20 protein-coding genes and 1 pseudogene are annotated in these 18,938 nt (G+C 35.9%); 2 read left to right on the top strand and 19 right to left on the bottom strand.

Annotation, left to right across the window (positions count from 1 at the left end; translation table 11 throughout):
* Window positions 1-3 precede the first annotated feature (3 nt).
* The 11 genes and pseudogenes from flhF to NST14_RS08770 all read right to left on the bottom strand — a co-directional run.
* On the bottom strand, window positions 4-1,314 hold the full coding sequence (gene flhF, locus NST14_RS08820; RefSeq protein WP_229142971.1) for a flagellar biosynthesis protein FlhF: 1,311 nt from the start codon (window positions 1,312-1,314) through the stop codon (window positions 4-6).
* 14 nt (window positions 1,315-1,328) lie between these two features.
* Window positions 1,329-3,395 carry a flagellar biosynthesis protein FlhA gene (flhA, locus tag NST14_RS08815; protein ID WP_229142970.1) on the bottom strand — a complete coding sequence of 689 codons (2,067 nt, stop codon included), beginning with the start codon at window positions 3,393-3,395 and terminating at the stop codon, window positions 1,329-1,331.
* Between the two features lie 23 nt (window positions 3,396-3,418).
* Window positions 3,419-4,465 carry a flagellar type III secretion system protein FlhB gene (gene flhB, locus NST14_RS08810; RefSeq protein WP_001030102.1) on the bottom strand — a complete coding sequence of 349 codons (1,047 nt, stop codon included), beginning with the start codon at window positions 4,463-4,465 and terminating at the stop codon, window positions 3,419-3,421.
* A 10-nt stretch (window positions 4,466-4,475) separates the two neighbouring features.
* Window positions 4,476-5,237 carry a flagellar biosynthetic protein FliR gene (locus NST14_RS08805; protein ID WP_001055697.1) on the bottom strand — a complete coding sequence of 254 codons (762 nt, stop codon included), beginning with the start codon at window positions 5,235-5,237 and terminating at the stop codon, window positions 4,476-4,478.
* A 15-nt stretch (window positions 5,238-5,252) separates the two neighbouring features.
* Entirely contained in the window at window positions 5,253-5,528 is a 276-nt protein-coding gene (locus tag NST14_RS08800; RefSeq protein ID WP_001098085.1) for a flagellar biosynthetic protein FliQ, read from the bottom strand.
* A 33-nt stretch (window positions 5,529-5,561) separates the two neighbouring features.
* A complete protein-coding gene (locus NST14_RS08795) occupies window positions 5,562-6,320 on the bottom strand; it encodes a flagellar type III secretion system pore protein FliP (protein ID WP_001220586.1) in 759 nt (252 codons plus the stop codon).
* A complete protein-coding gene (locus NST14_RS08790) occupies window positions 6,317-6,637 on the bottom strand; it encodes a hypothetical protein (protein ID WP_000121176.1) in 321 nt (106 codons plus the stop codon). Before NST14_RS08790 ends, NST14_RS08795 begins: the two co-directional genes overlap by 4 nt.
* A 12-nt stretch (window positions 6,638-6,649) precedes the next feature.
* Window positions 6,650-7,009, bottom strand: a complete 360-nt coding sequence (gene fliN, locus NST14_RS08785) for a flagellar motor switch protein FliN (protein WP_000680025.1) — start codon at window positions 7,007-7,009, stop codon at window positions 6,650-6,652.
* A gap of 10 nt (window positions 7,010-7,019) precedes the next feature.
* Window positions 7,020-8,006: a flagellar motor switch protein FliM gene (fliM, locus tag NST14_RS08780; protein ID WP_000012187.1), complete on the bottom strand. Its 987-nt coding sequence runs from the start codon at window positions 8,004-8,006 to the stop codon at window positions 7,020-7,022.
* Window positions 8,007-8,020: 14 nt separating this feature from the next.
* The gene (locus tag NST14_RS08775; protein WP_000775712.1) at window positions 8,021-8,245 is read right to left on the bottom strand and encodes a flagellar motor switch protein FliN; all 225 of its coding nucleotides are present in this window, start codon (window positions 8,243-8,245) and stop codon (window positions 8,021-8,023) included.
* An 86-nt stretch (window positions 8,246-8,331) separates the two neighbouring features.
* Window positions 8,332-8,922: pseudogene (locus tag NST14_RS08770) on the bottom strand (lytic transglycosylase domain-containing protein); the annotation flags it as partial.
* A gap of 425 nt (window positions 8,923-9,347) precedes the next feature.
* Between NST14_RS08770 and NST14_RS08765 the strand changes: the two are divergent.
* Together NST14_RS08765 and NST14_RS08760 are read left to right on the top strand one after the other, a co-directional pair.
* On the top strand, window positions 9,348-10,733 hold the full coding sequence (locus tag NST14_RS08765) for a flagellin N-terminal helical domain-containing protein (protein WP_229142968.1): 1,386 nt from the start codon (window positions 9,348-9,350) through the stop codon (window positions 10,731-10,733).
* Window positions 10,734-10,973: 240 nt separating this feature from the next.
* The gene (locus NST14_RS08760; protein ID WP_229142967.1) at window positions 10,974-11,774 is read left to right on the top strand and encodes a flagellin N-terminal helical domain-containing protein; all 801 of its coding nucleotides are present in this window, start codon (window positions 10,974-10,976) and stop codon (window positions 11,772-11,774) included.
* A 93-nt stretch (window positions 11,775-11,867) separates the two neighbouring features.
* On the opposite strand, the gene NST14_RS08755 is transcribed toward NST14_RS08760, so the two are convergent.
* The 8 genes from NST14_RS08755 to NST14_RS08720 all read right to left on the bottom strand — a co-directional run bounded on the left by NST14_RS08755 (window position 11,868) and on the right by NST14_RS08720 (window position 18,936).
* A complete protein-coding gene (locus tag NST14_RS08755; RefSeq protein WP_000274728.1) occupies window positions 11,868-12,815 on the bottom strand; it encodes a DNA-binding domain-containing protein in 948 nt (315 codons plus the stop codon).
* A 561-nt stretch (window positions 12,816-13,376) separates the two neighbouring features.
* Complete coding sequence (locus NST14_RS08750) at window positions 13,377-14,285, bottom strand: chemotaxis protein (protein WP_000075951.1); 909 nt, start codon at window positions 14,283-14,285, stop codon at window positions 13,377-13,379.
* 128 nt (window positions 14,286-14,413) lie between these two features.
* Window positions 14,414-14,899 (bottom strand): LysR family transcriptional regulator, encoded by a 486-nt coding sequence (locus NST14_RS08745; RefSeq protein WP_229142966.1) that lies wholly within the window; start codon window positions 14,897-14,899, stop codon window positions 14,414-14,416.
* Between the two features lie 296 nt (window positions 14,900-15,195).
* Entirely contained in the window at window positions 15,196-15,531 is a 336-nt protein-coding gene (locus NST14_RS08740; protein WP_000198182.1) for a DUF3964 family protein, read from the bottom strand.
* 49 nt (window positions 15,532-15,580) lie between these two features.
* Complete coding sequence (flgE, locus tag NST14_RS08735; RefSeq protein ID WP_000588317.1) at window positions 15,581-16,804, bottom strand: flagellar hook protein FlgE; 1,224 nt, start codon at window positions 16,802-16,804, stop codon at window positions 15,581-15,583.
* A 16-nt stretch (window positions 16,805-16,820) separates the two neighbouring features.
* The gene (locus NST14_RS08730) at window positions 16,821-17,399 is read right to left on the bottom strand and encodes a flagellar hook assembly protein FlgD (RefSeq protein ID WP_229142965.1); all 579 of its coding nucleotides are present in this window, start codon (window positions 17,397-17,399) and stop codon (window positions 16,821-16,823) included.
* Between the two features lie 3 nt (window positions 17,400-17,402).
* Window positions 17,403-18,533, bottom strand: coding sequence for a flagellar hook-length control protein FliK (locus NST14_RS08725; RefSeq protein WP_229142964.1), 1,131 nt, complete (start codon window positions 18,531-18,533; stop codon window positions 17,403-17,405).
* On the bottom strand, window positions 18,526-18,936 hold the full coding sequence (locus NST14_RS08720; RefSeq protein WP_000360875.1) for a hypothetical protein: 411 nt from the start codon (window positions 18,934-18,936) through the stop codon (window positions 18,526-18,528). Before NST14_RS08720 ends, NST14_RS08725 begins: the two co-directional genes overlap by 8 nt.
* Window positions 18,937-18,938: the final 2 nt, after the last annotated feature.

The raw sequence follows: 18,938 nt of genomic DNA, 5'->3' as shown, positions 1-18,938 counted from the left end.
TTTCTATGATGTTTGCAACATTTGTTTCGCTAAATGTTCCGCTGTAGCGATATGTATGTTTTTCTTTACGTCTTGTCCGTCTGTCATTAATACAATAGGAGCTGATGATACTGCTGGAATTTTCAACAATTCACCACTACTTGCCGTTTCATCAAATTTCGTAAAGACGATACCATCAATATGAATATCTTTAAAGTTCGTAATGATTTCGATCATGTCTTTACTTTTCATCGAAGCTGATAACGTTAAACAAATATAATCTGGCTCTACTTGTCCCATCGTTTCAATCATTTCTTCCACTGTTTCTGACGCACGATAATTTTTTCCAGCTGTATCAATTAAAATATAATCGACGCGCGCTTCTTCTTTAAAGTACGTAAGCGCTCTTGTCATTGCAGCTTCATCACGTACAGCGATTACTTCAAATCCAATTGTCTTTACGTAATCTTGCAGTTGCTGCACTGTCCCAATGCGCGAATGGTCTGTCGTAATAAAACCAACCGTTTTTTTCATACCGTGAAATTGCCACGCCATTTTCGCAAGTGTCGTCGTTTTTCCAACACCAGTTGGACCGATTAATGCAATTGTTTGTACTTCTTTTTCAAATACGTTTTCTGTGTTGAAATGAGATCTCATATCTTCCAATATATATTCGATTACTTCTTCTTCTGTAATCATCGTTGCATTCTCAAACTTCACTTTTAACTTTTCAACATATGCATGAATGAAGTATTGTTCTACGTCGTTTTGCTCTAGCATACGAATTACTTTTTGAATAATAAATGGTACAGATTCTTGCTTTTCTTTTTTTACAACTACTTCTTCTTTCTTGACAGGAACGACTTTCTTCACGGTTTTTTGCTTTTTCGTTACTTTCGTTTCTTCCGTCTGTTTCACAACGACGATACCTTTTTCAAACAGCTTTAATAGTTTCTCTTTCTTTCTTGCCCATTCTTCACTATTTCCTGTTTGCATTGCCGCGTACGACATAGGAGTCGTCACGTTTTCTAAATTGTGCAGTACCGATTGAATTCCGTTCGCCTTCACAATTTGTTCTGAAGGGTCATTTACAACATCCATTAATTGTTCATGAAATTCAGCTGTACTTTCGTTCACTTCTTCCTGTTTATCCTCTGGAAAAGCAACTAACATTTCATAATTCTTTTTCCAAAAAAACGGGATATTTCGTTTTACACTTTCATCGACAACGTAATAATAATCTGTACCATATTGGTCAAATAACTTTCGATACAATTCATTTTTCGAAGCTGCTTTTATTCGCATTAACGCTTCTTTCTTTTCTGTACTTTCCATTACTTCACCCCCTACTATTCAATATAGGCAATTTGATCTACAACAATTTCTGGTGCTAATTCGCTAATACAAAGTACTTGTGCTTCTACTTGATAACGCTCAAGAAGTCTTACAATCGCAAACCTGAAATCTTTTCTACGCGTTAATAATATTGGTTCTCTTCCCATTAACCTCGCTTGTTTCAGTACGCGTTGTACTTGTTCAACGACTCGCGTTTCTAAATCTAAATCCCAGTTTAATAAATAACCTTGATAAGAATTGTTCACAACGTCTGCATCTAACTCGATTGAATCTGAGAAGAGCGCCGCATATATTTTCCCGTCAGGATTTTTCGCATTTTCACAAATCACTTTTGAAATACATTCACGGACGAATGACGTTACGCCGTCAACATGGTTTTGATAAATTTCTTTTCCGTCAATAATACCTTCAATAATGGTTGGTAAATCACGAATAGAAATACCTTCTTTTAGCAATTGTTTAATCACATTTTGAACGAGTGATAAGTCAATTTCTTTCTTCTTAATCTCTTCTAATAAAACGCCGTTATCATTTTCAAGCGAATTAATTAAGTCTTTTACATGTTGACGCTGAATTAACTCATGAAGATTACGTCTAACGACAACATCTAAATGCGTAATTAATATGCTAAGTGGCTCTAATACTTGATAGCCTTTCATTTGTGCATCTTGTACCATATGCTCTAAAATCCAATATCCATCCTCGCCAAAAATTGGATCTTTCGCTGGTTCTGCATCTAAATCGGCCATTACGTTCGGTGTTTTCAGTGCTAATAAGTAACCTGATTTTAAAACACCTTCAGCTGCCTTCGCACCTTTAATACGAATAATGTAACGTCCACGTGGTCTAAAACTCGTATTATCTTTAAAGTTAATTCCAGGAACGTTAATACCAAGGTCGGTAATAATTGATTTCCTCATAAGAACAACTTTATCACGAGCTGTTTCCCCGTTAATTTTCTGCTTTACAAGTGCTGCTAAATCTAAGCCGAGTTCTACAATAATTGGATATTTATCTGTAAATACGCCAAATGAATCTTCCACTTGTTGCAGTTGCTCATCTTCGCCTTGAATCATTTCTAATTCTTTTTGAAGCTCATCTTCTTTTTCTTTCTTCATTCGGTTTTTATTTCGAATTCCTAAGAAGATAATTGTTCCACCAACGAGTGCGAATGGTAGAAATGGTAGCGGAGTAAAAATACCCATTGCGATAAATAAACCGCCAAGCGCATATACAACGACTTCATGCGCTAATAACTCTTTAAAGATACCTTCCGTTACCGTATCCGGTGAGCCGTCAAATACACGCGTTACGATAATACCAGTTGAAATCGCAAGCATTAACGAACCAATTTGGTTTACAATTCCGTCACCGACAGTTAGCTGTGTATAATGAAGAGCTGCTTCACCAAAGCTCATTCCTTGCTGCATCATGCCGACAATTAAACCGAAAATAATGTTTACGAATAAAATGACGATCCCGAAAATAACGTCCCCTTTAATGAACTTTCCGGCACCATCCATCGCTCCGTAAAACTCTGTTTCCATATTTAATTTTTTTCGTTTTGCTTGTGCATCTTTTTCTGTAATAATACGCTGGTTTAAATCAGCATCGATTGACATTTGTTTCCCTGGTAAAGAATCAAGTGTAAAACGAGCTGCAACTTCAGCTGTACGAGATGCACCATTTGCAACGATAAACTGGAATATGATTAATACTGTAAAAATAACGATACCAATTAATAAGTTCCCGCCAATTACGAACTGGCCGAACTCTTCAATAACATGACCCGCATTTCCGTTTGTCAAAATCGCTCGCGTCGTCGATACGTTAATCGATACGCGGAAAATCCCGATTAATAACAACATCGTCGGAAATGACTTTAATTCATCCCACTCGTTAATACTTGTCGCTCGCATATAAATAAGCACTGACATACTTAGTAGAAAAACGATAATGATATCAAGTATAAATGGTGGAAGTGGAATTAAGAGCGCCACTACGAATGACGCTGCTAAAAAGATAGAAAAATAGGTTCTTGCAGAATCTATCTTAAACAAAGAGATCTCCTCCAAACGCGCTATTATACTTCAAGTTCATTCGTTTGAATTAAATAGCGCATAACTTCAATTACAGCTACGTATAAATCTTCTGGAATCGCCATATCTTCCTCGACTTGATAATATAAAGAACGAGCAAGCGGACGATTTTCCACCATTGGTATTTCTTGTTCACGGGCAAGCGTTCGTATATATAATGCGAGTTCATCTTCCCCTTTTGCAACGACAATTGGTGCTGCATCAACGTGTTTATTGTACCTGAGTACGACCGAAATATGAGTCGGATTGTTTACAATAAACGTTGCGCCATCCATCTTCTTCGCAATTGTTCCTTGCAATATGGCATGCATAAAGTTTTTTCGTTTCCCCTTTACTTGCGGGTCCCCTTCATTATCTTTATGCTCTTGTTTTACTTCTTCTTTTTTCATCTTAATATCTTGTTCGTACTCCCATTTTTGATAAATAAAATCAATAATAGAAAGAACGATTAATATAATTAAAATAGCTAAAAAGATAAATTTAATTTGCCTAATAATTTCAGTAAGTGACGCTGTCCAGTTAAATCCAATCATACTAACGATTGTCTCTAAATTCTTTTTAAAAAGAACGTAAGCAACATAACCGATTAATCCCATATAAAATAGTGATTTCAAAATATCTACTAAACTTTTACGACTAAACAATCTCGTAAAATAGTTTTTTGGGTTAATACGTGACGCTTTCGGCTTAATAACTTTAGAAGAAAATAAGAAACCGACTTGAATCATATAATTGAATAAATGAAAAGCGTATACGAGTATTAATATGGGAGCTGATACTTTTAATAGTAAAATCCCCATTAAATAAAAGTACTCGGTCGAATCTGTATTTTTTCCAATTTGATCAAACAGCACCGATACAGAATTGGCAATCTCAAACCCTAGCCAATCTCCAAAAAAGTAAACGACAACTGCTAACACAAGTATGGAAAATAAATTATTTAAATCTTTACTCCGGGCAATATTCCCTTCTTCACGCGATTTCTTACGCTTCTGCGGGGTGGCCTTTTCTGTTTTATTATCCTTTGCCATGAGCGTCCCCCTACTTCGTTAAGAAAAAGTTAAATAGTTTCGTATATTCCTCAAGCAATACATCCGTCATATTTTTAAACACATAACCGAGCATCGGTACACTCATCGCAATAAATAAAATGCCACACGTAATTTTAATAACATACGCATTCATAAAAACGTTTAATTGCGGAGCGTTTTTTGCGATTAAAATTAAAACAAAGTTAATGATGAACAAACTTCCCATGAGCGGAAGAGCAATTTCAACCGCTGATGTAATCGCAAATAATAACGTTGCGAGTAGACTATCTAAAAAACTAGTCGTCAGCAATTTTGAAATCGCCTCTGTATATTGAAACGACTTTAAAATCGTGGCAACGAAATAATTAATGCCGCCAAGTGAAATAAAAATAATAAGAAAAAATATATCAAAAATGGTTGATAGTAAAGTAGACTGTGAGCCTGCATTTACATCAAATAAACTTGCTTGTGATAAACCGATATCAAAGTCTAAAATATGCCCAGCCATTTTCGGAATGTTCCACAGCATTTCTACAATTTTTGAAAGTGATAATCCAATTACAATTTGCGTACCAGCATAAGCTGCAACGTCCCAAACTGTCTTGATGTGAGAAACATCAACTTGATCGGCAACTGTAATGGAAAGAGCAAGTCCAAATGTAACCTTCGCCATCGCTGGAATGGATCGTCCAGAGAAAAACGGTAAAAAATATAAAAATGAAGTAATGCGGCAAAACGCAAAAAACGTCGCCGCCCATAATTCCATATTCATTTCATTCCACCTATCTTAGTACGAACGCAATAGCGATGGGATTTTATCAAATAAATCTAAAATAAGCGTCGTTAACTCTTGAAACATCCACGGACCTAAAATGATAATAACGAGTACAATACTCGCCATTTTCGGTAAAAACGTCAGTGTTTGTTCTTGAATTTGCATCATCGCCATAATGACAGCGATGATAATAACGACAATCATACTAACACCGGCAACCGGCATTAAAATCATAACCCCTTTATAAAAAAAGGTTTGAAAAATATCTATAATTGGTGACGTATTCATTTATATGACTCCTATCACATAGCATCAAACGCTTCAGGCGACCGTTTTAAACATAATGTCGACGATTTTTGTATATCCACCTAAATATACGAAAACGAGTATTTTAAATGGTAAACTTAAAATCATCGGCGGTACCATCATCATCCCGAGGTACATTAACAGTGTACTAATAATCAAATCTATAAATACAAACGCTAAATAAATGAACATCCCCGTTAATAATCCCTTTTGGATTTGCGTTAACGTAAAGGATGGAACGAGCGTAAATAGTGAAAGATCTTTTAAATCTTTCGGCAACTCTTCTCCGCGTACTTTCAGCATCATTTTTAAATCATGCTTATACGTATGCTTTGACATATACTCTTTCATAATCGGCGCTGTCGTTTCCGCAGCTTGGCTTACTGTTATTTTCTCTTTTGTCATCGGATCCCACACATCGCTCTTTAGCTGCCCAAGAACAGGCTGCATCGTAAAGAGTGATAAAAACAAGGCAAGTCCAACGAGCACTTGGTTCGGCGGTAAATTCATTACCCCGAGTCCTTGACGTGTAATCCCAAGAACGATCATAAAATAAGTAAAATGTGTAAATAATAGAACGATAGATGAAGATAATGACAAAAGGGTAACGAGCGCAAATAACTGTACACTTGAGTTACTCGTAAACTCTTTTCCATTTTCGAAATTAATAAAACCGTTTTGGGCTGCATACGCTGGATTTACAAAAATAATTGAAAAAACGATAGAAAATACGAAAATAACGGCTAATAACGATAACTGTTTCTTTATTCTCATGATGGATCCTCTACTTTTTTCGTTTCACTCTTCACCGCGTCTTCTAGCGCTTGTTGAAACTGATTTCCTGTTCCTGTTAATTGCACAGATTGAACACCGTTATTACTAATAACAGTGAACACTTGCTTACCATCCACTTCAAATAAAAAGGCGCTCGTTTGATGATTTAAATAAACACCGTCCTTCACTTGAATATGGCCATTTTCACCTTGTTTAAAAAACTGCTGCTTGCGCGTCTTTTTCGTCATATAATATGCACCGTAGCCGAGCGCACCAAACAGTAAAACGACTTGAAATAAGGTCGTCATATACGACATATGACTCCTCCTCTACTCTTTATCTTGCATTTGACTTTGCGCTTTCATAAGCGCAGCTTGCTTCTTGTCAGCTTCAATTTCAGAAATGATAATACCGAACTTCTCGTCCATTACGATCGCTTCCCCAATGCCGACTTTCATATTACTTAAATATACATCTACTTTATGTCCTAAGTTTTTCTCTACTTCCAGAACATCGCCCACTTTTAACTGTTTCACATCACCGAGCGTAATAGATGTTTTCCCAAGCTTTACACCAAGTTCAATCGAAATATCTGAAACAGTATCAATATGTGCTTTACTTGCTTCATTTCGCTTTCCTGCAAATTCTTCTAATCCCATTAATGACACAGGAGATACTTCATGCTTCATATGGATCCTCCTACTCTACAAAACTTTTAAATAGGAGCGCCTTACGCGTTCCATCTTTCCCAATAAAACAATTAAATTTATGTTTTCCATCTACAAACCCAAGCAATTCATCCGAAACTTTCGTATGAAGCGGAATAATATCGCCTTCTTCAATTTGTTCAATCTCACCCATTGTCATCTTCTGCTCACCAATCGCAACGTGAACTGGTTTATACACTTGATTTACTTTCACTTCTACTTCAGATGTATACTTTTTACGCTTATCCGAAGAATGTTCGACAATATTTTCAGACGTTAACTTATCCATAATTTCTTCAACAGATAAGAACGGAATCCCAATACGAACTGTCGTATTCCAAAAATCCGTTTTCATATTTACGTTCAGTAATGAAATAATATCACTCGCTGTCGTAATCTTAAGTGCATTCGGATCTGTCTCTGTCGTTACAAATGTCGGTTTGATCGCCACAACACTTTCAAATGATTGCTCTAAATTTTTGCATAGAAGCGCAAATATATTATCAAGCGTTAAAAACTCGAATGCCGTCAGTGGTCTACGCATCGTAAAATTACGCTTACTATCTCCGCCAAGCCAGCACTCATGAATGTAAATAACAAATGCTAAATCAATCTCAATAACAATTTCTCCAAGCTCTGGAAGTCCGAGATCAATGACGCAATATAAATAGTAATCTTTCGGCATTTTCTCCACATACTCACTCGTAAATGGAACTTGCTCCACTGTCGAAGGCTCTAAGTCAATCGGAATACGCATACGCGCAGATAACGTCTGTGACGTCTGTTTACCAAACGTAGAAGCAATCGCTTGCAAGCTACGTAAATGTTCAACACCGAACTTCTCCGGTCTATTAAAATCATACTCTTGAAATTTATCTTGCTTCCCTGCTTCTTGTGCGAAAGCTGGCATTTCCTCGCCTTCATTTACCGCCTTCAGCAGGGCATCAATTTGCTCTTGGCTTAATTTATCGCCACTCATGAAAATCCCCTTCCCTACCTTTTCAATTCAACGATTTCAACGTACATTTTTCCATTCTTCGTTAAAATCTTTCCGGTTCCAATCTCTTCATTCTCAAGCATAAGACGCACCGTATTTTTCGTTGAATTTTCAAGACGATACAATGTACCTTTCGTAATATGAAGCAGATCTTCAATTTTCTTTTTCGTATTTCCGATTTCAAAATAAATTGTTAACGGAATATCATCTTGTAATTTCAAATCTAGCCACTCCCATATCATGTTCACGAAAATTTCATGTTCTCTCTCTATATATATGAAATTTCTTATTTTGAAACATCAATATTTAATATTTTTTTAATATATCCTTGCGTTTCTTTAAATGGAGGCACCCCTCCGTACTTTCTCACATTACCAGGGCCAGCATTATAAGAAGCAAGCGCTAATACTAAGTCACCGTTATTTTTCTTTAAATAACCGCTTAACTCTTTCACGCCGCCTTCAATACTTTCAGCTGGTGAAAATGGATTTTTTATACCCATCTCTTTTACATTCGCCGGCATAAGCTGCATAAGGCCCATCGCCCCTGCATGCGACACCGTTTTCGGATTAAAATTAGACTCTACTTCAATCATTTTTTGAATTAACGTTTTCGGAATTCCGTATGTACGACTTACTCTATCTATAATATCCTCATACTTCCCTTCATTTGAAGAACGTATTTTTTGAATATTATACTTCTTCGTTAATCCCCACGTATCAACAGCCTCATTTTTCGTTTCCGGAAAACGTCGTTCAAACTCTTTTTGTGCAACTTGCACGTCATCGACTTTTTTCGTTTCAGGCTTTTCTTCTGGCTTACTTACTTCCTCTACTTTACTAGAATCACCTTTATTAACGAGCGCTTCTATTTTCGTAGATTGTACCGGCTGACTCATATCCTCTACTTTTGCCGCCTGCGTAGTAGCCTTCGTCTCCTTCATAGGATCGCTCTGCAACTTTTCTTGAAAACGACTACTAACGAAAGCCTGCGGACTACTTAACTTTTGCTGAAATTGTCCTTTTTTATATGCAAGTACTTCTTTTACTATATTTCCAACTACCATAATATCACCTTTTCGGTAAACAAAGATAATCTAATATTAGAGTTTTTTCGTAAAGTTTGCAATAATCCTTTGCAATTATATTGTAATAAAAAAACGACTAAATTGTTAAACTGTTATTTTTTTATATTTATTAATTCAAATTTTCAGTTGACACCCATTATAGCAAGGCTTACAATAAATTCGAAATTGTTTTTTTTGCATATTACCGTTTTTCAATTTGCAGAAAACTCAATATAAAAAAATGGGGGTTCTTAATCATGAGAATTAATACAAACATTAATAGCATGCGTACGCAAGAATACATGCGCCAAAACCAAGCTAAAATGAGTACTGCTATGGATCGTTTATCAAGCGGTAAACGTATCAACAACGCTTCTGACGATGCAGCAGGTCTTGCAATCGCAACTCGTATGCGTGCACGTGAAAGCGGATTAGGTGTAGCAGCTAACAACACACAGGACGGTATTTCTTTAATCCGTACAGCTGACTCAGCAATGAACTCAGTATCTAACATCTTACTTCGTATGCGTGACCTTGCTAACCAATCTGCAAACGGCACAAATACAGACAAAAACCAAACAGCATTAGATAAGGAATTTGCTGCTTTAAAAGAACAAATCGATTACATCTCTAAAAACACAGAATTCAATGATAAAAAATTACTAAACGGTCAAAATTCTACAATTGCAATCCAAACATTAGACAGCGCTGAAACAAACAAACAAATTAACATTAATTTATCTGATATTTCTACTGGCGCATTAAACATTAATAACTTAAGTATCGCTTCAGCTGGAACAAACGCTCCTCTAAAAGGTTCTTTAGCCCAAGCTATTACAGATGCATCTTCTCTAGGAACTGCATTAAAAGAATTATCCGATGCTACTGGTGAAGCTGGTGAAACTGAACAAGGACGAATAACTGCTGTTAATAATTTCAAAGTTAAATTTGACGCTATTAAAGATAGTTTGAATCCCGCTGATGTATCTAAAATCACAGAAGCTATTGATACATTCAATGGTGATAAAAGTATTGACAATGCCAATACTATTGGAACATTATATGCAGGTATGAAACCAGCTAAGGATACAGACGTTGACGCAGCTAAAACTAAAGCCACTAATTTAACTGATTTAGACGGTTTTACTACTGGAAAAGGAAAAACTGCACAAGAAAGAACTGATGCGGTAAATGCCTTCAAACAAGAGTTCACTAAGATTCAAGGTGGAATGAGCAAAGAAAATGTAGATAAAATTAATGCCGCAATTGCTAATTTCGAAAAAGCTGATGGAACTGGAAATACTTTAGAAAACGCTCAAGCAATTGGTACATTATTTACACAAACAGCAGCTGGCACATCATACAATGCATCTAATGCTATTAAAGCAATTGATGAAGCTCTTACAAAAGTAGCTGACAACCGTGCAACTCTAGGTGCTACATTAAACCGCCTAGACTTTAACGTGAACAACCTTAAGAGCCAAGCATCTAGCATGGCATCTGCTGCTTCTCAAGTAGAAGACGCTGATATGGCGAAAGAAATGTCTGAAATGACTAAGTTCAAAATCTTGAACGAAGCTGGTATCAGCATGCTTTCTCAAGCAAACCAAACTCCACAAATGGTTTCTAAATTATTACAATAATCCATTTGAGTTAGTTTCACAAATAAACCTCTCTGCTTGCGGAGAGGTTTATTTTTTGTAAAACCTTCCTTTTTTTGATGGGAGAGAGCATCCGCGTGGCGTAGAAGCGGTCAGTGCCTATCTTTATCCCCTCTCATGTTAAAACACAACTAGAAAATAAGCATAAGTCTCTTTTTCTGTTCATAGCTGTTTATTAGATTAAGAGATACCGACTATATCAATCTATAAGGAGTGTCTATTATGCGTATTGGTACGAATGTTTTAAGTATGAATGCTAGGCAGTCATTGTATGAGAATGAAAAACGTATGAATGTTGCAATGGAGCATTTGGCGACTGGTAAGAAGTTAAATCATGCTTCTGATAATCCAGCTAATGTTGCAATTGTAACTCGTATGCATGCGAGAGCGAGTGGTATGCGCGTAGCAATTCGTAATAATGAGGATGCGATATCGATGCTTCGTACAGCGGAAGCTGCACTTCAAACTGTGACGAATGTTTTACAGCGTATGCGTGATTTAGCTGTTCAATCTGCTAATGGTACAAATTCAAATCAAAACCGTGATTCACTAAATACAGAGTTTCAATCTTTAACAGAACAAATTGGCTATATTGATGAGACGACTGAGTTTAATGATTTATCCGTTTTCGACGGACAAAACCGGCCTGTTACGTTAGATGATATCGGTCATACAGTAAATGTAACGAAACATATTTCCCCTTCCCCTACACAACATGACATCAACATTTCAACAGAACAAGAAGCAAGAGCGGCGATTCGTAAAATTGAAGAAGCTTTACAAAATGTATCACTTCACCGTGCCGATCTCGGGGCTATGATCAACCGACTGCAATTTAATATCGAAAATTTAAATAGCCAAAGTACAGCATTAACAGATGCTGCTTCTCGAATTGAGGATGCGGATATGGCGCAAGAGATGAGTGATTTTTTAAAGTTTAAATTGTTAACTGAAGTTGCACTTAGTATGGTTTCACAAGCAAATCAAATTCCGCAAATGGTTTCTAAATTACTGCAATCATAATTGTCATACCACTCTTTGAAACGATTCCATACAAAAGCAAAAGGGAAATACATATACACTATGTATTTCCCTTTTATTTTGTACCCAATACTTTTATGGTGCTACCGTCATAACTTGTCCTCTACGGTCGATTCGTATTTTCATTTTTCCGTCTTGTGCATTATATAGTCCTAGTTTATTTAATTCTATTTTACAATCTTGTACGAAAGTTGGTAATTTACGAATTTGATCGACGTCGGAGCTTTTAATGAAATAAACTAACTGTTGCGTCATGTCTTTCACATCTTGCACAAGTTCTTCTTTTTCTCGTTTTAATCGTTCATTTTCCGATCGTAGCGCTCGGAGTTCACTTTCCAGACTACTCCTACTAGACTCTTCTTTAAAATGCCCTGCGGCCATGCTAGAAAGCTTATAAATACCTTCCATAAACTGATGCAGTTCATCTTCTTTTCTTTCACTATGTTGATTAATTGTCTCAAAGTTATCAACGATACCAGATATAACTGTTACGAGGCTTTTTTCACTCTCTTTATGCTGTACTTCCTCTTTTAATACTTGGTTGTTTTCTTTTTTCGTTTCAACATTTGTTTCTTTTACAGGTATATATTTGCGCTTGCGTCCAGGTTTTTGTTTTTCAATATTTTCAAACGGTATTTCACGTTTTTTTAATTTGTAATACGTATTTTGTAACTGACTTTCTGTTTTCGGGAATAGATTTAGTTCGTTTTTACTAACATACTTTGAAATATTAATAATGTTTAAACCGTGACGTTGGCAAAATTGATACACTTCATACAGTAACTCTAGTTCAGACTTGAGCCATGTGATCGTTGATTTTTCATATGCTCGTATTCCGCCATGTTTTTCTATATCTATTTGAAATAATACCATTCTATTATATAAATCAACTAGTTCTTCATACTTTACTTGGAATTGTTTTTCTATTTTTTTAAATTCCACTTCTAGTTGCATATCGTTCATTTTATTATTTGACATGTTTTGTAAGAGACTTAATACATTAATTGCTGTGTGGTGATACATAATCTGTGCCACTCCCCCTCATCCTTTCACAATTCTCATCAGACTCCCATGTCCATTCAGAAAATAGAAAATTTTACATATCCATATTATAACATTTCGAAATTATCTGTCAAATAATAAACATACAAAAATGTATAGAAAGTATAGAAATAGAAAAAGATTTTTTCATTCATATGCATAATTGCATATTAATCACTTTTAATTATATTATATGGTATTTAGAATGTAATTTCACCGAAAAAATTTGCGTTATCACGAAAATTTACTAAAATAATCCAAGAATATTTTTTTATATTTTCAAATCAAAAATCTTTAAATGAAGATTGTTTATACATACAACCACTCCAACAACGTTCCATCTTTCCAACTATACAGCATATAGAACACCAAAAAGGAACTAACCAATACTACACATGGCTAGTTCCCTTCTCCCACTAAAAGACTAGAGTTATAAATAGAATCTACAAACCTTCAATTGAAATCTCACATCGCATAGGGCTCTATTAAGCACTGACCGCTCCACATATGGCTAGTTCCTCTATTCCAGCTAAAAAGAAGCTTTTAAAGCACTAACTTATCTACTAAACCAATTAACTCTTGAATATCTGGCTTACTTACTTGAGCATTTGCTCCCACAGCTTCACCTTTATGGAATAATTCATTTGTAATTAAGGAAGAGAAAATAACGACTGGTAAACGATTCATGATTTCACTATCTTTAATTACTTTCGTTAAATGGTGTCCATCCATTTTCGGCATTTCAATATCCGTAATTAACAGGTGAATATGTTCAAACATTTTTTCTCCTTGCTCTTTCGCTAGCTTTTCAATTTGCGCTAACGCTTCTGCACCATTGCTAAAGAAGTTCATTTTCGTATATCCAGCTGATGATAATGTTTCTTCTAATATTTGACGAAGCATTGCTGAATCTTCCGCAATATAAATAATTTTTTCACCGCGATCTGTTTTTTGTTCTAATTTTGAAAGTGATTTATTATCATAACCAGTACCGCTAATCTCACATACAATTTTCTCGTAATCTAATAGTAAGATGATTTTTCCATCTAGTTTTACAATACCAGATGTCGTTTCTTCTAATCCCATAGATAATGAAGCTGGCTCATCAATTTGCTCCCATGAAATACGTTGAATACGATGCACTTCATCCACGCGGAAAATAACTTTCATTTGGTTTAATTCTGAAATGATAAATTTCGTTTGATCAAGTGGCTTTGTCGATTTTAAATTAAGAGCTGTCGCTAAGTTAATAACTGGTAAAATTTCACCGCGTACTTGAACAACACCTTCAACTGCATGATGAGATTCTGGCACAGTTGTAACAGGGAATGGATTAATGATTTCACGTACTTTCATTACGTTAATACTAAATAGGTTTTCACCAACAGTATATGTAACAATCTCTAATTCATTTGTTCCGCTTTCTAATAAAATACTTTGTGCTTGTGACATAAAGGTGTCGCTCCCCTTTCATTATTTCCGTATATCTAATTATTAAGCTTTATTAAAACGAAAAAGTCAACTACCTATATAAAAAATATAGATAGTCGAACGATTCATTTCTTTATTTAAACAGGCGATTAATCTTTTATAAACGAAGCAAGGGCCTCTAGTAACACTTCTTGTGCTCCTACAATTTCTGTCGGCATCGCTTCCCATTTTTTCGAAAGCTTTGCTTCGACTCTTATTCTTAACTCTGTATTCATTACTTCTAGCACATATTCTTTCGTTGCTATATCAACATCCAGTAGCGCAAGTGCATATAGTTCCGGATCATTTATTTTTTCAAATAATCGTTTTAATACTGCCGGCGCTATATGTTTTAATTTTTCAATATGAATCTCTTTATCCGAAAATAGCAACTCATATTGAATGAATGTAACATTTTCTTTCATCACTTTAAAATAGCAATTATTTTTTTTATCATTTACAAAATAACCATTCGGATCAGCAATAATACTCTCTACTTTACGAATTAAATCTGGCAAACTACTCGCCGTCATTACAGTCCGCTGCTCAACCTCACTCGGCGAAATGAATGTAACGCGATACTTATTCTGCGCCATCCTCCTCACCTCTCCTTTTATAAAAATCTATCATCATTAACGATCCAAAAGGTACTGGTCTACCATGAAATGATTATCTTTTCCCAAAACCACCCAGTACCTCTCATATCTCTGGTCTTACAACTACGTACAGATTATAGCTGTTATCTACACTTCGTTTATCTCTTCTTCGGCTACCCTAGTAACTCTCCATATCTCTGGTCTTACACACCGGTCGAGACACTATTAGGCACTGACCGCCACCACACATCGCCAGTTCCTCTCTCAAAACCTAAAAAAAGAGCTTTTAAAATCTTTTAAGATCTTTTCAGTAACTCGATGTTATTAAACCAAAACGCAATTTGCTGATCCGTTATCCCTGATAACGTAACAAAAAACTCACGGCACTTCATCTCATCTTTAAACAGTTGATACTTCCACTCGCCCTCACTACCAACACTTACGAAATAAAATTCATGAATACGTCCAATGATTGCTTGTTTTTCACCAAATGAATAGGGCGGCACTTGCTTAATTTCAAATTGATCTGGTAAATATACATGCTCTTCTCGTTCCATTTTTAACACTTGCTCGGCAAGTTCACGTTTATTTTCGAAAAAAGGCAACTGTAAAATTCGCTCTTGTCTTGTCATACGAATAAAAAACCCTTTCTACTACATTACAATTTTTCTTGATTATATATTATCGAATTAAGTTTACAACTTCATTTAATACTTCATCTGAAATTTTAATTACTTTCGCATTCCCTTGGAAACCGCGTTGGTATAACATTAAGTCAACGAATTCTACAGATAAATCTACGTTTGCACCTTCTTGTGCACTACCACGTACTTTTCCTGCACCATTTTGACCAGATACACCCATTGCTAAAATACCAGTTGTATTCGTCGCTGTATAGTTACCATTACCAGTTTTCATTAAGCCGCCTTCGTTCGGGAACATTGCAACAGCTAATTGACCCGCAGCTTTCATACTTCCATCCGAGTATTTTACCATCACATATCCACCGTCAGCAATAAAGCAATCTTTTACAGTCGCTGCTGCTCTACCATCTACATCTGTTACTGCTAATGTTTTCTCTGTCGGGTGGTTTGTTAATTTACTAAAATCTATTTTTACTGTTCCACCATTAAATGGAATATTCGCTTCAGGGTTTACCGGATTCGGCTTCCCTACCGCATCGAATTTCACCTCACCACCTGCGCCATCAACCTCGTTAAACGCTGTTTCTTTTTTCGAGTCGTTACGCATATATACTTTATATTTATAATTATGTTCACCATCTTGTTTAAACTCCACGCGCATTGTCCATGTATTACCGGCATTATCGTATACAGGCAATTCTTGCGTAATCTGTTTTGCATCAGCTGGAATGTTCCCACCAACGACTCCTTTTGACGTACGAATACCACCGATTGCTGATCCCATTGGAACTTGCAATGGTCCCGGGATACCAGTTAAATCAACATTACCAGTTGATGGATCTGCTGGATAAGCGAATACATATTGCCCTTCTGTATTCGTAATATAGTAATCTGAAGATATTGTAAATGTCCCTTTACGTGTAAATTCCATATTTCCAGCTTTTGAATCACCTACGACGAAGAAACCATTACCTTCCATTGCCGCTTGTGTTTTACCACCAGTTAACGTAATTGTACCATCGGTATAATCCGTCACCGTCCCGCTCATTTTCACACCGTTACCAATACTTTTTGGGTTCGTCCCTGCGTATCTATCGTCGCCTTTCGCACCAATTGAATTGTTGTACAGTAAATCATCAAACATAGCTTTTTGTTTTTTATAACCAACCGTTTGTGCATTGGCGATATTATTTGAAGTTACACTTAATGCATTTTGTGTTGCATTCATTCCTGTAATACTTGTATATAACGCTTTAATCATAACGTATGGACACTCCTTATGAATTTGTAGTTTTTTCTTCTTCCGTTACTTTTTGATCATCTGTCTTCGCATCTTCTGGATTTGTTTCTCCAATTGGTTTATCAGACACTCTCTCAACGAAACGAAGAGAGACAACTTTATTATCAATAACGAGCTGTACCTCGTTATTTTCTGCGAGGCGAACTGTCTCTACTTGACCAGTTACTTTTTTACCGTCACCGTCAATACCTCTTACGTACTTCCCTAAAAACTTCATCCCACCATCAAGCGCTGTTGAATACATCGTTGATTGCAGTTTATCTACCGCTTTCGTCATATTCTGTACTTGTTCCATAAGAGATAACTGCGCTGTTTGGTTCATCATTTGATTCATATCCATCGCATTAAATGGATCTTGGTGCTGGAAACTCGATAAAAACAATTTCAGAAAATCATCTTTTCCCATTACTCCAGGAGTTTTTTGTTCTCCTGCTGATACTCCATTCATTTGCCCTACTGCCGGTTGTGCACCGTTAACAGGTGCGTTCCTATTCTGCGCTCCTGCTTGTAACGGAATATGATTTGTACTCGTTGTATTTAATCCAACTGTTGGCACGCTTTATTCCTCCAATAATCCCGCAAATTCTTTTGATTCTTGTTTCTCATGTTTCGTACTTGCTAATTGCTGCTTTTGCCTTTGCTCTTGTTCTCGCTGTTCTTTACGATTTTCATCTTTATCTGAATAGCTAATTTGAATATTAATTTCTTTTTCTTTTAACTTCAGTCTCAATTCATCAAAAATGATTTCAACACGTTTCTTCGCATCGTGTTTTTCCATTTCCACATGAACATCAATTTGATCTCCATGTTTTTTCATAAACACTGTTAATGTACCAAGTTTTTCTGGATTTAACTGGAATAAAACACGCTCTTGTTTCACTACAAACTTTTGCAAGGCTTCTACTTGTGCTTCCATTTTCTTTCCTAAGTCAGGCAATGAAACTTTCTCAGCGCCACTATTTGATTTCCCTATGTGATCGGTACTTATCGCTTTATTTAATAACTCTGCACCGGCAGAATTCGAATCGTTGAATACATCACCTTCTGGCAACTCTACCTTGACATCTTTGCTCTCAGCTTTCGGAAGATCTCCATCTAAGTCTTTGAACTCTTCCTGTTGCTTTGCAATATTACAAGCTTCTTTTTCTACAACGTTCAATATTTGCATCATTTGCTCTGGCATCTTCACTTTGTCTAATGCCATTTGCATTGTATCTTCTAAACATATAGCATTTTTGATATTCATATTAGAAATGAGTTCTTGTAATTGTTGTAATTCACCTGCGGGTAATTCGTTAAGTTTTATATTTCCATATTCTTTATATAGCTCTTGTATTTTTTGTATGTATTGATATAACAATTCTGGCTGCACACGTAATTGCTCAATTGCAACCATTTGCTCAGATACAGCTAACAATAACTGTTCTGTCTCTTTTTTTTCTTCTTTCTTTACATTTGGCTCTTCTTTCGTTGCCGATTTTTTAGAAAGAATGTTTTCTTTTCTATCCTCTGGTGCATCTTTTTGCTTTGTTTTCTCCGTTTTCGGCTGCTTTTTGTTTTCCATTCTCATCGCACGATCGAATGAAGAATCTTCACTTTTAGATTGTACTTCTAGCCCTTTTTCTTTTTGCGGAGGTAAACTTTGTTGCACCGGTAATACAGACTGTATCACTACATTCACCTCATCCATTCATACACATTTTCAAATCAAGAAGCATTTTTTCTTCCTGCTTTTCTCGTACTTTCGCAAGCTTTCTACAATCTTCTTGATACATCTCATCAATGACACGTTCTTTTTCTTTTACTTGTTCTAAAAGGCTTTCATTTTTTCGAATAAAATCTTCTGTTTTTTTAATTTTCCGATTCCATTCTTCTATTCTTTCAGGTGAAAACGTATGTGAGGAAAGCATACCAGCCATAATACGTTGCCCAGTTTGTACGACTTTACTACGCGATTTCACAACATATAAATCATATTCTTTTTTTTGTTCTATTTTTCTTTTTTCAGCTGTTAATTCATACACTTCTTTCAAAATCTGTTCTTTTTCTTGATTTATTTGCAATTTTATCGTGTCGTACTGCTGCTTATCCACCT

This window comes from Bacillus sp. FSL W8-0519 (assembly GCF_038005585.1).
Lineage (GTDB): Bacteria > Bacillota > Bacilli > Bacillales > Bacillaceae_G > Bacillus_A > Bacillus_A paranthracis.
This window is presented reverse-complemented; position numbering and strand designations above follow the sequence as displayed.